Consider the following 16,379-nt stretch of genomic DNA (forward strand, 5'->3'; position numbering starts at 1 on the left):
GAACGCCGCGCAAAACGGGGATGACGACATGACTTCGAAGACCTGGACCTGGCTTGGCTCGGCCTCCGCGGCCGCGTTGCTGGCGGCGAGCCCCGTCGTGGCCGCGCCGCCCGAAAAGCCGACCCTGGCGATCCCGGCTGGCGACCTGGTCTCGGCCCTGCCGAGCTTCTCCCGGGCCACGGGCCTGCAGGTGCTGGCCGATCCGGCCCTGCTGAGCGGCAAGCACACCAATGGCGTGCGCGGCCAGTTCGACGCCGAGCGCGGCCTGGCCGAGCTGCTGCGGGGAACGGGCCTGACGTTCGTGCGCAACGGCGGCGCGGCGATCCTGCGCCCGGCGGCCCAGAAGGTCTCGACCGAGGCCAACCCCGCCGCGTCCGCCCCGCGCGCCGCGTCCGCCCCGGCCCGAGCCGACGAGCCCACCGAGATCGAAGAGCTCGTCGTCACGGGCGGCTTCGCCAACTCGCTCGCCCGCGCGCTGAACGAAAAGCGCAAGGCCGCCAATGTCGTCGACGCCATCTCGGCCGAGGACATCGGCAAGTTCCCGTCCAACAACATCGCCGAGGCCCTGCAGCGCGTGCCGGGCGTGGCCATCACCCGCGACCGGGGCGAGGGCCTGTTCATCCGCGTCCGGGGCCTGGGCCCGAACTTCCAGATCGTCACCCTGAACGGCCGCAGCGCCGCGGTGAACGAGAACATGCGCGACAGCGGCCAGAGCGGCCGCCAGTTCCGCTTCGACACCCTGCCGTCGGAACTGGTGGCCGGCGTCGAGGTCGGCAAGACGCCGCTGGCCTCTCTGGACGAGGGCGCCATCGGCGGCGTGGTCGATATCAAGACCTTTCGCCCGCTGGACCTAGGCCGCACGACCCTGGCGCTGTCGGCCACCGCCAGCCATCCCGAGCTCGCCGGCAAGACCGACCCGCGCGTGTCGGGCCTGGCCAGCTGGACCAACGCGGCCGGCACCTTCGGCGTGCTGGCGGCGGCGGTGTACGATCAGCGCACCCTGCGCCAGGACCGCATCACCGGCGTGGGCTGGAGCTATCCCAGCGCGACCACCACCCTGGGAAAGAGCCTGATCGCCCAGGGCGTGCAGCTGTATGCGACCAATATCCGCCCGACGCTGGAGCGCGAGGACCGCAAGCGCAAGGGCCTCGTCCTCTCGGCCCAGTATCGGCCCAGCGACGCCACGGAAATCACGCTGGACGGCAGCTACACCAAGCTCGACGACCACTATGACGAACTGACCTACTCGGTCGATCCGGATCTCTCGACCCTGGTCGCCGGCTCGGCCGTGATCAAGGACGGCGTCATGACGGGCGGCACGGCGAACACCAACAGCCAGATCGGTCGCGAAGTCAGCGACCTGGCTCACGACAACATGATGATCGCCGGAAAGATCCGTCAGAAGCTCGAGGACTGGACGATCACCGGCGACCTCGCCTACGCCCGGGCCTATTCGGAAACCTCCAAGCCGATCACCCGCACCCGTCTGCAGGGGTCGATGGGCCGGGCCACGTTCAACCTGCCCCAGGCTGGCGACGGGCTGCCGGACGTCAGCCTGCTGACCGCCGACCTGAACAACCCATCCATGCTGCCGTTCCGCCGCATCGAATGGCGGGTGAACGACGCCACGGACGACGAGACCGCCCTGCAGTTCGACGCCGAACGGCCGGTGAACCTGGGTCCGGTCAGCCGCCTTCAGTTCGGCGTCAAATTTCGCGAGCGCTCGCGATCCTATAATCGCGCCGACATCAACTACACGACCAACCTGACCGGCAAGGTCTTCGGCGCGGACTATTTCGACCCGTTCCCGGTCACCGACTTCCTGGGCGGCGCCTCCGCCGGCCTGCCGACGCGCTGGGCCATGCCGGACCCGGCCGCGTTCTGGGCCCTGCGCGACCCGAACCAGAAGGGCACGGCCCGCGCGGACCAGCGCAATTCGTATCGCGTGTCCGAGAAGATCGGGGCCGGCTACGCCCTGGGCGACATCGACACCAACCTGTTCGGCGCGCCCCTGCGCGGTGAGGTCGGCGTGCGTGTGGCGCAGACCAAGCAGGTCTCGTCGGGTCACGCCGACAACGGCGCGGCGGCGCTGCCCGTCCGCTTCGAGAAGACCTATACCGACGTCCTGCCGACGGCCAACTTCGCGCTGGAGCTGACCGAGACCCTGCAGGCCCGCGTCGCCGCCGCCAAGGTGATCACCCGGCCGTCCCTGGCCGACCTGGCGCCGCGCCTGACCCTGAACTCCGGGACCCTGCTGACGGCCGTGGGCGGCAATCCGCTGCTGAAGCCCTTCGAGGCCTGGCAGTATGACGCGACCCTGGAATGGTACTTCGCGCCGGGCAGCGCGCTGATCGGCGGAGCCTTCTACAAGGATATCACCACCTTCGTTTACAGCCAGAACACCAACATTGTCGTCGACGGCCAGACCTACGTGCTGACCTCGCCGACCAACGGCGGCAAGGCGACGATCAAGGGCGTCGAGCTGGCCTACCAGCACCTGTTCAAGCGTTTGCCGGCCCCGTTCGACGGCCTGGGCTTCCTGGCCAACTACACCTACACCGACACCGAAGCGACCTACTCGCCGACCCTCAAGGACGAGATGGTCAATGTCGCCAAGAACAGCTTCAACGTGACGGCCTTCTACGAGAAGGACCGCTTCGCCGCCCGCGCCAGCTACAGCTGGGTCGACGACGTCCTGCAGGACGTCGGCGGGGCGGGGCTCTCGGCGTTGAACGACAAGGCGTTCGGCTCGCTGGATGGCAGCGTCAGCTACAAGATCACTCCGCAGATCACCGCGACGATCGAAGGGCAGAACCTGACGAAAGCCTCCCAGCGGCAGTTCATCAAGGGTGGCTGGTTCGGCGGCTACACCAACTACGGCCGCACGGTCAGCTTCGGCCTGCGGGCCAAGTTCTAGGCCTGACGGCGGGGTTTGAGGCCGGCTCGCGCCCCCGCGGCGCGGGCCGGCTTGCTTTCCCAAGATCGCCTGCGGGAAGCGTCACAGGGTTTGGCTAGGATATTCGGATGCGCACCTTTCCGTCTCGAGCCCGTCTCGTTTGCTCGGCTGCCGCCCTGACGCTCTGCCTGGCGCAGGCCGCCGGAAGCCCGGCGTCGGCGCATCCTGGCCACTCGGTCGAGCCGGTCGCGCCGAACCGCCCCGGCACGCGCCCGGCCAAGGCTTCCGAGCGCCGCTGGCTGGCCGGCGACCATCACGTCCACAGCTGGTTCAGCGTCTCGGTGAAGCCCAGCGCCGATCCGTCCCAGCCGCCGATCCTGGTCAAGGCGGGCGACGCCAGCAACCCGATCGCCACCAACGCCCGGATGGCCGCCCAGTATGGCCTCTCGTGGATGGTGGCCACCGATCACGGCGGTCCCAACCACTCCAAACTGAATCGCGACGAGGCCTATCCCGAGCTGGTGCGCTCCCGCCGCGAGACGCCGAGCGTGCTGCAGTTCTGGGGCATGGAGCTGGATACGCCGGCGGCCGAGCACTCCAGCCTGATCCTGCCGCGCACGGCGGGCGAACGGGACGCCCTGTTCGGGATCGAGAGCCGCTACAACCGGCGCGAACCTTGGCCGGCGGACCCGGCCCGCGACGAGGAGAGCTTCATGCTGGACGCGCTGCGCCACATGAAGGCGCTGGCGAAGCCGCCGGTGGTGATCGCCAACCACCCGTCGCGGTCGGCGACCGGCATGGACCGCTACGGCCTGGTCTCGCCGTCCGAGCTGCGCGACTGGAACGACACCGCCCCCGACGTCGCCGTCGGCATGGAGGGCGCGCCCGGACACCAGGCCTCGGGCCTGAGCCCCGACGGCTCGCTGAAGGGCAAGGGCGATCGCGGCGGCTATTCGCGAGCGCCGACCCTCGGCGGTTTCGACCAGATGACCGCCAAGCTCGGCGGCTTCTGGGACGCGATGCTGGGCGAGGGGCGCCGCTGGTGGGTCACCTCGACCTCGGACTCCCATCGCCACTACACAGGTGGTGGCGCGGACTTCTGGCCGGGCGAGTATTCCAAGACCTATGTAAAGGCCGCCCACACCTATGACGACGTGCTGGACGGTCTGCGCAACGGCCGCATCTTCGTAACCCTGGGCGACCTGGTCTCCGAGGTCGATGTGACCGCCAGCGCCGCCGGCGCTAGGGCCGAGATCGGCGGGCGACTGGAGGTTCCTGCGGGAGCGGACGTCACGGTGGTCATCCGGGTGCGCGACCCCGCGGGCAAGAACTTCGGCGGCTTTTCGCCCAGCGTCGCCCGCATCGACCTGATCCAGGGCGACATCACCAGACCGGCCGCCGACCGCACGCTCGACGCCAATCCCTCGACCCGCGTCGCGCGCGCCTTCACCCCGACCTCCTGGGCGCGCGAGGGCGAGGTGCTGTCGATGGTCTACGCGCTCAAGGACGTGCGCCGCTCCACCTATATCCGGGTCCGGGGCACGAACGGCGCGGAGAGCGAGCCGCTGCCGGACTTGCCAGGCGAAGATCCGTGGTCGGACCTGTGGTTCTACGCCAACCCGATCTTCATTGCCGTGAAGTAGGCGACAAGGGCGGGCCCCCTCAAGAGGGGGCTCGGCGTCAACGAGCTCGCCCCGGAGCCTTATCCCGCGAGATTTTTCCCTTACGCACCTGTCGCGAGGGGGCGCAAAAAGGGGCGGCGCCGAAGTTAGTTGCTCTAGCACCGAATGTCCGCTTCCCGGGCATGAAGCAAAGTACGCTCAGGGTCGTGAGCCGCCGAAGGCGCCAACGATGCCATGTCTGGAGCCTGGCGCCCCCCAATGTCGGCTATGCGCAGCCGGAGCCCCGAACGCTCGAACGTGGTAGGATGAAACGAGGGGAGTAGCCATTCGCGGGAGGCGGACATGGCTCAATTTGACCTCTTCCTTCCACCCAAGCGTCCTTGGAACACTGGCCGCATCATCGGCCCAAAGCCGCCGTTCAAGCCGCGGCACATCTGGGGTACCCGACAGCAGCTCAAAGCGAACGGGCGAGTCCGCGACCTCGCCATGTTCAATTGCGCCATCGACGCCAAGCTCAGGGGATGCGACCTGGTGAAGCTACGTGTCAGCGACGTGGCGCCGGGCGGCGCGCTGCGAGCGCGCGCCACGATCATCCAGCGGAAAACCGGACAGCCCGTCCCATTCGAGATCACCGAGCCCACAAGAGACGCTTTGGCGGTTTGGCTGAAGTTGCGTGGAAGACGCAACGACGACTGGCTGTTTCCCAGCCGCAGTCGACCAGGCGACCACGTCAGCACGCGGCAGTACGCCCGCTTGGTCGACAAATGGGTGTCGATGATTGAGCTCGAGCCCCGTGCGTACGGGACGCACAGCCTCCGCCGGACGAAGGTGGCGCTGATCTACAAGAAGACGGGCAACTTGCGCGCATGCCAACTACGACTCGGACACAGGAAGCTCGAGAGCACGGTCCGATACCTTGGCATCGAGGTCGACGACGCTCTGGAGATGTCCGAGCAGATCGACCTCTAGCGCAACAACGGGTCAGCTTTAACGCGGCCGGATGCATGACGCGCCAGCTCTGAATGTCGCGTTCCTGGAGCCATGCCAACGTCAGCAACTGGCGCCGCCCAGCCGCTGAGTTGGACGCGTCGACTGACCAGGGAAGGGGCTTCTCGCCCACTCGGATGATGGGCGAGAAGTAAGGAACTCCAGTCTGGAGATCCGGACCTCAAGAGGCCACTGAGCTCACGACCGCCTAGCGCGGGCTCCGGCGTCGATATCGACCAACGGCGCTGCCGACCTAGACCTGGGTCATGCCGCCGTCGACACAGAGTTCGGCGCCGTTGACGAAGCTGGCGTCGTCGCTGAGCAAGAAGGCGGTCGCCGCTGCGACCTCGTCCGGGCGCGCCATGCGACCCAGCGGGATTTGGCCGACGAGCGCCGCACGCATCTCCTCGCTCGTCGCCGCCATCATCGCCGTGTCGGTGGGGCCGGGGCTCACCACGTTCACCCGGATGCGGCGCGGCCCGAGCTCCGCCGCCCAGGTGCGGGCGAAGGAGCGGATCGCCGCCTTGGTGGCCGCGTAGACGCCGTAGTTGGGCACCCCGATCGCGTCGGCGATCGACCCGACCAGCACCACGGCCGCGCCGTCCGGCATGGTCGCCAGGCTGGCTTGCAGCGCCAGCATCGCGCCCCGGACATTCACGGTGAAATGACGATCGAAGTGCTCGACGCTCGCGTCGGCCAGCGAGGCTGGTTCGGCCAAGCCGGCATTGAGCACAAGGGCGTCGATGCGCCCGTCCTGAGCCCTCACGGTCTCTACCACCTTGGCGAGGTCGCCAGCCTCGCTGGCGTCCGCGACCAAGCCGACAGCATTGTGTCCCACCTGCTCGGCCGCCTTCTCGACCTCGGCCGCGTTTCGGCCGGTGAGGTAAACCCGCGCGCCATCGGCGGCCAGCCGCCCGGCGACCGCCAGGCCGATGCCCTTGGCGCCGCCGACAACCAGGGCGATATCGTTATCCAGTCGAGCCATCATGTTGCTCCTCATGCAATGACGGCGGTTTAGATATACGGAATATATCTGCTATCAAGAACGCACCATGAGTAGCCTAGATATCCCCGACGATACCGATCTGGACCAACTGTCCGAGCGCGCGCGCCAGGACATGGCGCAGGTGCGGCCGGTGCTGGAGAAGATCGCCGACAAGTGGACGATCATGATCCTGACCGTCCTCTGCCCTCGACCGTCACGCTTCAACGAGATCAAGCGGCGGCTGGACGGCATCACCCATAAGGCGCTGGCCGACGCGCTCAAGCGGCTCGAGCGCCATGGCCTGGTGACCCGCACAGTGCTGCCGACCGCTCCGATTGGGGTGGAGTACGCGATCACACCCTTGGGCCATTCGCTTCGAGAGCCTTTCGAGGCCCTGTGCGCCTGGGCCTTGGCCCATGCCGACGAGATGCGCCGCACCTAGCGGTGATCGCCTAGCCACCAATAGGCGCGCCGCGACCGAGGAGCTTGGAGAAGGCGTCATGGCAAGCTGGAAGTCGCCGCCGCCATCCGGTCATCGAAGGTGGCGCTCAACATGGAAATGAAGGCCCGGACGGCCGGGTTGCTGCGCCGGCTTTCCGGCCAAAGGGCTGTGACGTTGTGGCGTTCCACCGCGAAAGTTGAAAGGACCGGCGTCAGCTGTCCACGCTCCACATACGGGGCGGCCACGAAGGAGGCGCCGAGGCCGATCCCGCCGCCCGCCACCAGCGTCGCCATCAAGGCTTCGCTGGCGTCGATCACGATGTCGGATCTGGGCAGGATCTCGATTTCACGATCGGCGATCTTGAACGGCCAGCGAAACATCTGACCGGTGCTTTGATAGCGTAGATTGACCGTATCGTGGGCCTCGAGGTCGTTTGGATGCGATGGCGTTCCACGCGCGGCCAGGTAGTCCGGAGAGGCGAAGCAGCAAAGCCGATAGGGCGCGAGCTTGCGCGACAACAGGCGGCTGTCCGGAACTTCACCGATGCGGATGGCGACATCGATCCCGTCGTCGATCAGGTCCGTCGTCCTGTCCTCGAGACGAAGATCGATCGAGAGATCCGGAAAGCGCCGCCGGAACGCGGGCAACGCAGGCGCGATCACGTGCAGGCCGATCGGGAGGGACGCGGCCACCCGAAGCGTGCCACGCGGCTCCGAGCGCGCCGTCAGCGCCATCTGCTCGATCTCCTCGGCCTGGCGGATCAGGTTCAAGGCGCGCTCGTGCAGGTCGCGACCCTCTGGCGTGAACGCCAGTGAACGCGTGGTGCGCGTGAACAAGGAGACGCCCAGCCGCTGCTCGAGCCGCTGGATGCTTTTGCTCACGGCCGAGGGGGAGATCGACAGCGACCGTGCGGCCGCCGTGTAGCTTCCCAGCGCGCCGACCCGCGCGAAGGCGATCAATCCCGTGAGGCGGTCGAGGCTAATTTGTTCCATGGTGGCACTATTGAAGTGATTTTTGGCCTGATTATCAACCTTATCGCCACCCGCTAAATCAGCCGTCAAGCGCCGTGCGAGGAGATTGATCATGGGCGAGACGATGAAAGCGGTCCGACTGCACGCCTTTGGCGGACCTGAAGTGCTGACTTACGAAGACGCCCCCAAGCCTGACGTTAGGCCGGGCGAGGTCTTGGTCCGTGTCAGGGCCGTCGGCCTCAATCCGCCGGACTGGTATCTGCGCGACGGCTATCGCGCTCTGCCGCCGGAGTGGCGACCGGACGGGGACTTCCCGCTCATCCTGGGAACCGACGTCTCCGGCGTTGTCGAGGCGACGGCCGCTGACGTCACCGACTTCCAGGTCGGGGACGAGGTCTTCGGCATGGTGCGCTTCCCGGACGGCGTCATGACCGGCGGCGGCGCCTACGCCCAATATGTCAGCGCGCCGACCTCGCATCTGGCGCGCAAGCCGGCCAAGCTGGATCACATCCAAGCCGCCGGCGCGCCGATGTCCCTGCTGACGGCGTGGCAGTTCCTGATCGAACTTGGCCACGACGCGCCCAACCCCTTCCAGACCTTCCCGCATGAGCCGGCCGAGCTTGAAGGCCGGACGGTGCTGATCAACGGCGCCGGCGGGGGCGTCGGCCATCTGGCGACGCAGCTGGCCAAGGCGCGAGGCGCGCGGGTGATCGCCGTGGCCTCGGCCAAGAACGCGACGATGCTCGGCGCGTTCGGGGTCGACCAGTTCATCGATTACGGAAAAGCCGCCGTCGAAACGGTCGTCCGGGATGTCGACCTGGTGCTCGATGCGGTGGGCGGTGCTCGAATGGAACGGTTTCTGGACGTGATCAGGCCTGGCGGCGCCCTGTTCCTGGTCAACCCGCTGGGCTTCGAGGGCCGCGACGCCGCCGCGCGGCGCGGGATCAAGGTCTCGTCGACCCAGGTCCGCTCGAACGGCGCGCAGCTGGCGCAGGCCGCCGCATTGCTCGACCAAGGGACCGTCCGCGTGGTGATCGACAGCGTCTTTCCGTTGTCGGAAGCCTCGCGCGCGCACCAGCGCGTCGCCGAGGGCGGCATCCAAGGCAAGATCGTCCTGACCGTCGCCTGACGCCGATGCGCCTGCTCGTCGCGGCGGGTTCCGTTTCCTTGTTCGAGCTTCTGGAGTTGCTCGCCATGATCATCGTCACGGGCTACGTGCAGGTTCCGCCCTCGGACCTTGAGGCCTTCACCCGCCATCTCGCCGATCTCGCCGAAGCCACCCGCCAGCGCGACGGCGTCCTGTCCTATGACGCCGCCGTGGTCGACGCGTCTCGCGGGCGGCTGCTCGTGATGGAGCGCTGGCGAGATCAGCAGGCCCTAAGCGCCCACCTGGCGGCCGCCGACACCGTCGCCTTTGTGGCGCGATGGGGGCAGCGGCTCTCGGCGGATGTCAGAAAATACGACGCGACGCGCGAGCGCGCCTTGGCGGACGCCTGAATCTTACAAGCGACCGCACTGTGTTTGTATTCGCGGGAACCCGGCTCCCTATCGAGCCGATGCGGGAAAGACCGGAATGGCGCCAAAGCTCCGCGAGTCATGCGCTGGGAGCGGATGGATTTGAGGGAATTTCTCGCGGATGGCTCTGACGAGAGCGATAGGCGCCGGCGCCGAAGCTTCGGTCGCTTACCACGCACGCCGGATCAATGCTCCGCACACGGCGTTAATGGACGACATCCGACAGGAGCTTGCCGTCACCGCGGATCCTGTCGGTCACCTCGTGAGAAGGAGCCGATCATGAAATTCGCTATCTTGGGTTTTTCCCTCGCCGCTGTCGCCACTGGTGCGCTCGCTCAAACCACCATCGCCCAGCTTGAAAGCCAGCCGGCCAAGGGCGCCTTCACGGTTGGCCAGATCGAAGATGCCGATGTCATCGACGCCGCTAACCGCAAAGCAGGCGAGGTCGAGCACGTGCTTCTCGATGCGGCCGGCAAACCCACGGCCATCGTGATCGAGATCGACCGCATGGGTCCGGACAAGAAGGTTGTCGTGGCCCTGGCCGATGTGACCGTGGCGCCCGAGCCGGGCGATCCGGACGACCACATCGTTCGCGCCAAGCTGACGAAGTCTCAGCTGGCTGCGCTACCTGACTGGAAGGGTTAGGATAGGCGGCCTTTAGGGCGCGTCCCATGAACCGGCTCTACCTTATCGGGTGGGGCTTTTCATTTGCGCGCCAGCCGAGTTGGAAGGGGCTTGGGCGCCGTCTGCGCGCGCTGAGTGTCTGGTTTCCGGAGATGCGCCAAAGTCAGTCCATGGCGCTTGCTTGCCTCCACCATACGCCAATCACCCCTTGGCGACTGCGTCGCATTTTTGACAGCCCAACCTGTTTCCGGGACACTTCCAGCCTGTACCGACAGACTAGCTGGTGGCGGGACGCCGCAGGGGGACGTCCCGCACTTGGAGGACTATCTCTGCGGGGCCGAGGCGACCAGTTCGGCGAGACCCTCGGCGAGGGAGACGACGGGCGCATAGCCCAGTTCGCGACGAGCCTTGCCGATGTCGAGCGTCACCTCGACGGCCGAGGCGGAGAAGCCCTGCAGGGTAAGGGGAACGGGCTTGGCGCCGCGTGTGGCCGCGCCGATCAGGTCGCCCACGGCCGCGACCACCCGCACCACGGCGCGGGGCGCGGTCTTGTCCGGCGGGGCCTGGCCCTGGGTCTCCAGCAGCGCCGACACGAACGCGCGGAAGGTCACCGGCTCACCGTCGGACAGGAAGTAGATTTCGCCGCCGCGTCCGGCCCGCAGCGCCAAGTCGACGCCGTGGCAGAGGTTGTCGATGTGGGTTGTCGACGTCAGATAGCCGCCGCCGTCGATCCAGGCCAGCTGTCCCGACCGCGCGGCCTCCACCAAGGCCGGCAGGGCCGTGGTGTCGTCGCGCCCCCAGACGAAGCGTGGGCGCACCACCAGGACGTCGAACCCCACATCGTTCATGGACAGGGCGATCGTCTCGGCGGCGATCTTGCTGCGCGAATAGGAGCCCGCCGGGTGCGCCGGATAGGGCCGGGTCTCGTCGACGTTCCTCAGCGGACGGCCGTCGCCCAGCACCGATTCCGTGCTCAGGTGCACGACGCGGCGGACGTCCGCCGCCCGCGCGGCGCGAAGGACGTTCCGCGTCCCCTCGGCGTTCGTCCGCATCTGCGCGGGGCCGCCATGGCCGTGATCGGTGTCGGCCGCCGCGTGGATCAGGGCGTCGCAGCCGGCCATGGCCTCGCCGATCGCCGGGTCCAGGATGTCGCCGACGACCGCGACGGCGCCCATGGCCCGCAGGCGCTCGGCGTCCTGGGGATTGCGCGACAGGGCCACCACCTGGACGTCGTCGCGCAGGAAGCGGCGGGCCAGGTTGCGTCCCACATAGCCGGCGGCGCCGGTCAGGAAGAGGCGGCGCGGGCAGGCGTGCGCGATCGTCGCCGCGCCGGGGGGCGGCGGAGGGGGTGTTGGTCATCTTGAAAATCCGGTTGGGGGAGGGATCAGCCGCCGGCGGGCGCGCCGTCTTGCGGTTGGGCCTGTGACAGCCATTCGATCTCTCGAACGATCCTGTCGCGTTCGGCCGGCGGGAAGTGGTGGAAATCCAGATGCTCGAGGAACTTCAGGCCCTCGAGGGCCAGATAGGCCAGCTGCGCGCCGCGCGGCGAGGCCGAGGTCGCAAGCACCCGGGCGACGACGCTGGCCTGGCTGGCCTGCATCTTACGCCGCAGGTCAGCGTCCAATACCAGGGCGGCGCTGAGGTTGAGCGCGACGGCTCGGAAGTCCTCGGGCGGGGCGTGGGCGCCGCCCCGGATGCGGCCGCGGATGGCGCGGCTGTCCTGGCCTTCCAATTCTGCTTCCAGCGCCGCGTGGCGGGCGGCGTCGGCCTGGAACGCGCGATCCACCACGGCCTCGATCAGGGCCTGCTTGGTCTTGAAGTCGTAGATCACCGTGGCCTTGCCGACCCCGGCCTCCTTAGCCACCGCGTCCAGAGTGAGGTTCGTGGCGCCATCGCGCGCGACGACGCGTTCGGCGGCGTCGAGGATAGCTTGCTGGTCAAAGACGCGTCGACGTCCCATGGCTGCTCTGATTCATAACCGACCGGACGGTTATAAATAATGCGAGACCTCGCGTAAAGCCTGTGGACCAGAGCGGGAACCGCCTCGTCACGATCTAGGCGCGCTGATGGGGGCTTGGTTCAGCGGCAGCTCCTCAATTTCGACTGTCTGGAGGCGGGGGAAGTTTCGCTAGCGCCGCGTTGTAGTCGCCGGGGTCTCCAACGGAAGTTTCACACGATTGTCGTCAGGCGCTGGCATGGCCGGCTCATGTCCATCCCAGCCTCCGATCAAGGCCTGGCGCGCGAGTCGGCCGGCCCGCCAGGCGCCGAGCGCTTTGAGGCTCTGACCCGACGCCTTCGCATCCCGCTGCTTCGCTACTTCACCCGCCGCACCGGCTCGCGGCCTGACAGCGAGGAATTGGTGCAGGACCTGTTCCTGCGACTGCTGCGTCGCCCTGGCCTGATGGCCCTGGAAAGCATTGACGGTTATGTATTCGAGGCCGCGGCGAACCTCCTTCGCGATAAGGTAAAGCGGGAACGGGCGCGGCCGCTGCTGAGCGCGGTCGACTTGGATCGCATCGACCTGGCTGACGACCTTCCGGACGCGGAGGACGTCATCGGCGGGCGACAGAACCTGGAGCGCATCCAGGTCGCCCTCAAGTCGCTGTCGCCTCGGGCGCGCACGATCGTCATCCTTCGTCGCTTCGAGGACATGAGCCACGCCCAGATCGCCGCCCGACTGAACATCTCGGTCAGCGCCGTTGAGAAGCATCTCGTGCGGTCGATGGCTGTTCTGCGCAACGCCTTGCGGGAGCAGGGTTGATGGGGCGTCGCATCGTTCACGAAGATCAGGCCGCCCAATGGTTCGCCAAGGCCGATCGGGGGCCGCTGGCGGCGGACGACCGCAAGGCTTTCCTTGAATGGCTCGAAGCGCCCGGCAACGCCGAGGCCTACCAGGAAACCGCCGACGCCTGGTCGTCCCTGGCGGCGGCCAAGGGGGCCGATGGCCTGATAGCGATGCGCGCGGCTGCTTTGCGCGACGCGTCCGGGATCGGCCGTCGGCGCATGATCCTGGGCCTCGTCGGCGCCGCGACGGCGGCCGGCGGGGGCGGCGTCGCGGTGATGATGGCCAGCACGGCCGGCGCGACGATCCGCACCGGCGCGGGTGAGCGTCTTACCGCCCCGTTGCCGGACGGATCGAGCGTAACCCTAGCCCCGCTGTCGAGGGTGCGTGTGCAGTACGACGCCCAGCGCCGTCGTGTGCGGCTCGTCGAGGGACAGGCCTACTTCGACATGCGCTCGGCCCCCGACCGGCCGTTCCAGGTCGTTGTCGGCGATGAGCGCGCCCAGGGCAGCGGCGGGCGCTTCCAGGTGACCAGGCAGGGCGATACGGCGCAGATTCTTATCGAGGACGGAGCGCTCGACGTCGTCGCGGCTGGGCAGGCCGCGGCGCGAAGGCTGACGACCGGCCATATGCTGTCGGGTCAGGCCGGGCCAAAGTCCGTAGCGGCGGCGGATCTCGACGCGCTGACGGCTTGGCGCGATGGTCGGCTGGTGTTCAACGACACGCCGTTGCCGCAAGTCGCCGCGGCGTTCAATCGCTACTCCAGCGACCAGTTGTCCCTGGTTCCGGGCGCGCGGCTGAACGACATCCGGATATCGGGATCGTTCCGCTACGACGGCGCGCGCGAGTTCGCCAACGCCCTGCGGGCGGGCTTTGGCGTGCGCGTCCAGCAGGTCGACCGGACGACCTGGGAGATCGCCGAATGACGGCAGCTGGCGTTCCGGCATTCGATGAAATTTTCACGACAAGGTGAGGCTTTCAGCGGAGCCGCAGTTCCTGGGAGTGATCGGTCGACGGGGGCCGGATTGCCTAGGAAAGCACGATGACGAACCGAGTTTCCCACGCCGCCGGTCTTCGGCGCGGCCTGATGGCCTGCTGCGCCCTGTTGGTCCTGGGCGCGGCCGCGCCGGCCCTGGCCCAGGAGCCCGCCGCGCCGCCGGTGGCCTTCACCCTGCCCACCCAACCCCTGGACCTGGCCCTGCCGGCCTTCGCCAAGCAGGCCGACGTGCAGGTGCTCTATGCGTCGAACCTCGTGAAGGGCAAGCGGGCCAACGCCGTGATCGGCACGCACCCGCCCGCCGAGGCGCTGCGTGACCTCCTGGCGGGTTCGGGCCTGAAGGCGACGGCCACCGGACCGCGCACCTTCCTGATCTCGGCGCAGGAAAATCCGGTCGTCGCCGAGCTGGAAGAAGTGATCGTCACGGCCCAGAAGCGCTCGGCGCGGATCGAGAACGTCCCGATCGCGGTAACCGTCGTCGAAGGCGGCGACGCCCAGCGGCGCGGGATCACCAATGTCGTCGATCTGGTCGATCAGGTCGCCGGCGTGTCGGTGAACTACGCCTTCGGCGGCACCAACTACGGTCTGATCAGCATCCGCGGCATCGGCGGCGCCGACGACTACAAGCCCAACGGCAACCCCTCGGTCGCCCTGCACGTCGACGGCGTCTACCAGACCTCGAACGCCTATCTGGGCATGCCGTTGTTCGACCTCGATCGCATCGAAGTGCTCAAGGGCCCGCAAGGCACGCTTTATGGCCGCAACACCACGGCCGGCGTCATCAACGCGATCACCCGGGGTCCTGGTCAGGCTCTCGAAGGCTCGGGCCGCGTCGAGTACGGCAGCTACGACTACACCGAGATGGAAGCTTCGGTCGGCGGGCCCGTCAGCGAGACCCTCGGCGTGCGTCTGGCCGTCCTGGCTCAGAATGGCGGCGGCTTCATGGATGGCGCCGGTGCGGGCCTTCTGGCCGGCTTCCGTCCGTCGGTGCGCGGCGTGGTCCAGACCCAGGTGCCGGCGCTGGTTGATCCGGGCCGCCGAAAGGGTTTCGGCGACAAGGACCTGGTCGCCGGCCGCGCGACGTTTGACTTCAAGATGGCCCCGGAGAGCGATTTGGTCGTGAAGCTGTTCGGCAGCCGCGACCGGGGCGACACCCGTCAGTACGATCGGATTTCGCGGGCCCAGGACGCCACGATCGCCAACGCCGGCGAGAACAACGATCCTTACGAGTTCTACTCGACGGGTTATCCGACCCAGAGGATCGACATCTACGGCGGCTCGGCGAGCTTCAGTCACAAGGTTCGGGAGAACCTGAACTTCACCGCCATCGGCGGCTGGCAGGGCAGCAAGCGTTCGGTGCAGGGCAACGGCGATGGTTCGCCCTATCCAGCTTCGTATTTCGACGCCAACGAGAAGCTCAGCCAGTCGTCGCTGGAACTGCGCTTGGCCGACGACACGGGCGGCAAGCTGGACTGGATCGCCGGCGCCTTCTACGTGACCGACGACGTCAAGTTCAACACCAACTGGATCAGCTACTCGGCGCTGACCAACTACGACAACCTGCACCGCCAGGAACGCAACAGCTTCGCCCTGTTCGGCCAAGCCGACTACCACCCGCTCGAACGCCTGCAGGTGTCGGCGGGTCTGCGCTACACGCGCGACAACGCCCACTATGTCGGCCGCAACGTCGACCACAATCCGTGGGGCATCAGCACCTTCACGACCACCTTCGCCACCACCAACCCGTTCGCATGGGACGAGAAGTTCGACGACGACAACGTCTCGGGCCGCCTGACCGTGAAGTACGACGTCACGCCCAGCCTGAACGTCTTCGTGTCGGCCGGCACAGGCTATCGCGGCGGCGGTTTCGACGGCACCTCGATCTTCACCGTGGCCGAGACCAAGCCCTTCGCCTCGGAGACCGTGCGCGCCTACGAGGCGGGCCTGCGCTGGACCACGCCGCGCCTGCGTCTGTCGCTGGACGCGTTCGACTATCGCTTTAGCGAACTGCAGGCCACGACGCGGCTGGCCAACGACACCAACGGTCGGGCCAATGTCGGCAAGGCCAGCAGCAAGGGTATCGAGGTGGCGCTCAGCGCTCAGTTGCTGCGCACCGAGCGCCAGAGCCTGAGCTTCGACGTCAACGCCGCCTGGCTGGACACCGAGGTCCTGTCGTTCTCATCCAACCGGGTGGCCGAGGTGCTGCAGACGGTCGGAGATCCGCTGCCGGGCGCGCCGGACGTGTCGGCCACCGCCAGCCTGAACCACAGCATCACCCTGAAGGAAGGCTGGTCGCTGCGCAGCCGCGTGGGCGTCACCCACCATGGCGAGGAATCCAACCGCCTGAACGCCACGCCGGGCAACACGGCCAAGGCCTATACCCTGGTCAACGCCCGCGTGGACTTGGCCACCCCGTCGAACTGGACGCTCTATGCCTATGGTCGCAACATCACCGACGAGGTCTATTTCCCCGAGCTGAACGGCGCGGCTCGACTGGTTGGGGCGCCCGCCACCTACGGGATCGGCGCGCGGTTCGACTTTTGATCGCGGGGCGATCC

Annotated in this window: 14 protein-coding genes; 10 read left to right on the forward strand and 4 right to left on the reverse strand. The window is 67.6% G+C overall.

Annotation, left to right across the window (positions count from 1 at the left end; translation table 11 throughout):
* The first annotated feature begins 28 nt into the window (after nucleotides 1–28).
* The 3 genes from AC07R7_RS05745 to AC07R7_RS05755 all read left to right on the forward strand — a co-directional run bounded on the left by AC07R7_RS05745 (nucleotide 29) and on the right by AC07R7_RS05755 (nucleotide 5,487).
* Nucleotides 29–2,917 carry a TonB-dependent receptor gene (locus AC07R7_RS05745; RefSeq protein WP_494634455.1) on the forward strand — a complete coding sequence of 963 codons (2,889 nt, stop codon included), beginning with the start codon at nucleotides 29–31 and terminating at the stop codon, nucleotides 2,915–2,917.
* Between the two features lie 107 nt (nucleotides 2,918–3,024).
* Nucleotides 3,025–4,539 (forward strand): CehA/McbA family metallohydrolase domain-containing protein, encoded by a 1,515-nt coding sequence (locus AC07R7_RS05750; RefSeq protein ID WP_494634456.1) that lies wholly within the window; start codon nucleotides 3,025–3,027, stop codon nucleotides 4,537–4,539.
* 321 nt (nucleotides 4,540–4,860) lie between these two features.
* Nucleotides 4,861–5,487, forward strand: coding sequence for a site-specific integrase (locus AC07R7_RS05755; protein WP_494634457.1), 627 nt, complete (start codon nucleotides 4,861–4,863; stop codon nucleotides 5,485–5,487).
* 271 nt (nucleotides 5,488–5,758) lie between these two features.
* Here AC07R7_RS05755 and AC07R7_RS05760 read toward each other — a convergent pair whose 3' ends face one another.
* On the reverse strand, nucleotides 5,759–6,490 hold the full coding sequence (locus AC07R7_RS05760; RefSeq protein ID WP_492888062.1) for an SDR family NAD(P)-dependent oxidoreductase: 732 nt from the start codon (nucleotides 6,488–6,490) through the stop codon (nucleotides 5,759–5,761).
* Between the two features lie 67 nt (nucleotides 6,491–6,557).
* Between AC07R7_RS05760 and AC07R7_RS05765 the strand changes: the two genes are divergently transcribed.
* On the forward strand, nucleotides 6,558–6,932 hold the full coding sequence (locus AC07R7_RS05765; protein WP_494634458.1) for a winged helix-turn-helix transcriptional regulator: 375 nt from the start codon (nucleotides 6,558–6,560) through the stop codon (nucleotides 6,930–6,932).
* 56 nt (nucleotides 6,933–6,988) lie between these two features.
* Here the strand turns inward: AC07R7_RS05765 and AC07R7_RS05770 are convergent, their stop codons facing one another.
* Nucleotides 6,989–8,017 (reverse strand): LysR family transcriptional regulator, encoded by a 1,029-nt coding sequence (locus AC07R7_RS05770; RefSeq protein WP_494634459.1) that lies wholly within the window; start codon nucleotides 8,015–8,017, stop codon nucleotides 6,989–6,991.
* Here AC07R7_RS05770 and AC07R7_RS05775 point away from each other — a divergent pair.
* The 3 genes from AC07R7_RS05775 (at nucleotide 8,016) to AC07R7_RS05785 (ending at nucleotide 10,063) form a co-directional block, all read left to right on the forward strand.
* On the forward strand, nucleotides 8,016–9,032 hold the full coding sequence (locus AC07R7_RS05775; RefSeq protein WP_494634460.1) for an NADP-dependent oxidoreductase: 1,017 nt from the start codon (nucleotides 8,016–8,018) through the stop codon (nucleotides 9,030–9,032). The genes AC07R7_RS05770 and AC07R7_RS05775 overlap by 2 nt on opposite strands.
* Nucleotides 9,033–9,037: 5 nt before the next feature.
* Nucleotides 9,038–9,400 carry a putative quinol monooxygenase gene (locus tag AC07R7_RS05780; RefSeq protein ID WP_494634461.1) on the forward strand — a complete coding sequence of 121 codons (363 nt, stop codon included), beginning with the start codon at nucleotides 9,038–9,040 and terminating at the stop codon, nucleotides 9,398–9,400.
* Nucleotides 9,401–9,697: 297 nt separating this feature from the next.
* Nucleotides 9,698–10,063 carry a PRC-barrel domain-containing protein gene (locus tag AC07R7_RS05785; RefSeq protein ID WP_494634462.1) on the forward strand — a complete coding sequence of 122 codons (366 nt, stop codon included), beginning with the start codon at nucleotides 9,698–9,700 and terminating at the stop codon, nucleotides 10,061–10,063.
* A 302-nt stretch (nucleotides 10,064–10,365) separates the two neighbouring features.
* Here AC07R7_RS05785 and AC07R7_RS05790 read toward each other — a convergent pair whose 3' ends face one another.
* Nucleotides 10,366–11,310: an NAD-dependent epimerase/dehydratase family protein gene (locus AC07R7_RS05790; RefSeq protein ID WP_494634463.1), complete on the reverse strand. Its 945-nt coding sequence runs from the start codon at nucleotides 11,308–11,310 to the stop codon at nucleotides 10,366–10,368.
* Between the two features lie 116 nt (nucleotides 11,311–11,426).
* On the reverse strand, nucleotides 11,427–12,002 hold the full coding sequence (locus AC07R7_RS05795; protein ID WP_492888057.1) for a TetR/AcrR family transcriptional regulator: 576 nt from the start codon (nucleotides 12,000–12,002) through the stop codon (nucleotides 11,427–11,429).
* A 246-nt stretch (nucleotides 12,003–12,248) separates the two neighbouring features.
* On the opposite strand from AC07R7_RS05795, the gene AC07R7_RS05800 reads away from it, so the two are divergent.
* The 3 genes from AC07R7_RS05800 (at nucleotide 12,249) to AC07R7_RS05810 (ending at nucleotide 16,365) form a co-directional block, all read left to right on the forward strand.
* The gene (locus AC07R7_RS05800; RefSeq protein ID WP_492888056.1) at nucleotides 12,249–12,803 is read left to right on the forward strand and encodes an RNA polymerase sigma factor; all 555 of its coding nucleotides are present in this window, start codon (nucleotides 12,249–12,251) and stop codon (nucleotides 12,801–12,803) included.
* Nucleotides 12,803–13,750 carry a FecR family protein gene (locus AC07R7_RS05805; protein ID WP_494634464.1) on the forward strand — a complete coding sequence of 316 codons (948 nt, stop codon included), beginning with the start codon at nucleotides 12,803–12,805 and terminating at the stop codon, nucleotides 13,748–13,750. The genes AC07R7_RS05800 and AC07R7_RS05805 overlap by 1 nt, the downstream gene beginning before the upstream one ends.
* A 116-nt stretch (nucleotides 13,751–13,866) precedes the next feature.
* Nucleotides 13,867–16,365, forward strand: coding sequence for a TonB-dependent receptor (locus AC07R7_RS05810; RefSeq protein WP_494634465.1), 2,499 nt, complete (start codon nucleotides 13,867–13,869; stop codon nucleotides 16,363–16,365).
* Nucleotides 16,366–16,379 lie beyond the last annotated feature (14 nt).

This window comes from Caulobacter sp. GW821-FHT05F04 (genome assembly GCF_059419665.1).

Excerpts from the sequence above, each read along its gene's own strand:
- AC07R7_RS05745 (WP_494634455.1), top strand. The coding sequence starts at position 29 with ATGACTTCGAAGACCTGGACCTGGCTTGGCTCGGCCTCCGCGGCCGCG.
- AC07R7_RS05750 (WP_494634456.1), top strand. The coding sequence starts at position 3,025 with ATGCGCACCTTTCCGTCTCGAGCCCGTCTCGTTTGCTCGGCTGCCGCC.
- AC07R7_RS05755 (WP_494634457.1), top strand. The coding sequence starts at position 4,861 with ATGGCTCAATTTGACCTCTTCCTTCCACCCAAGCGTCCTTGGAACACT.
- AC07R7_RS05760 (WP_492888062.1), bottom strand. The coding sequence starts at position 6,490 with ATGGCTCGACTGGATAACGATATCGCCCTGGTTGTCGGCGGCGCCAAG.
- AC07R7_RS05765 (WP_494634458.1), top strand. The coding sequence starts at position 6,558 with ATGAGTAGCCTAGATATCCCCGACGATACCGATCTGGACCAACTGTCC.
- AC07R7_RS05775 (WP_494634460.1), top strand. The coding sequence starts at position 8,016 with ATGGGCGAGACGATGAAAGCGGTCCGACTGCACGCCTTTGGCGGACCT.
- AC07R7_RS05770 (WP_494634459.1), bottom strand. The coding sequence starts at position 8,017 with ATGATCAATCTCCTCGCACGGCGCTTGACGGCTGATTTAGCGGGTGGC.
- AC07R7_RS05780 (WP_494634461.1), top strand. The coding sequence starts at position 9,038 with ATGCGCCTGCTCGTCGCGGCGGGTTCCGTTTCCTTGTTCGAGCTTCTG.
- AC07R7_RS05785 (WP_494634462.1), top strand. The coding sequence starts at position 9,698 with ATGAAATTCGCTATCTTGGGTTTTTCCCTCGCCGCTGTCGCCACTGGT.
- AC07R7_RS05795 (WP_492888057.1), bottom strand. The coding sequence starts at position 12,002 with ATGGGACGTCGACGCGTCTTTGACCAGCAAGCTATCCTCGACGCCGCC.
- AC07R7_RS05800 (WP_492888056.1), top strand. The coding sequence starts at position 12,249 with ATGTCCATCCCAGCCTCCGATCAAGGCCTGGCGCGCGAGTCGGCCGGC.
- AC07R7_RS05805 (WP_494634464.1), top strand. The coding sequence starts at position 12,803 with ATGGGGCGTCGCATCGTTCACGAAGATCAGGCCGCCCAATGGTTCGCC.
- AC07R7_RS05810 (WP_494634465.1), top strand. The coding sequence starts at position 13,867 with ATGACGAACCGAGTTTCCCACGCCGCCGGTCTTCGGCGCGGCCTGATG.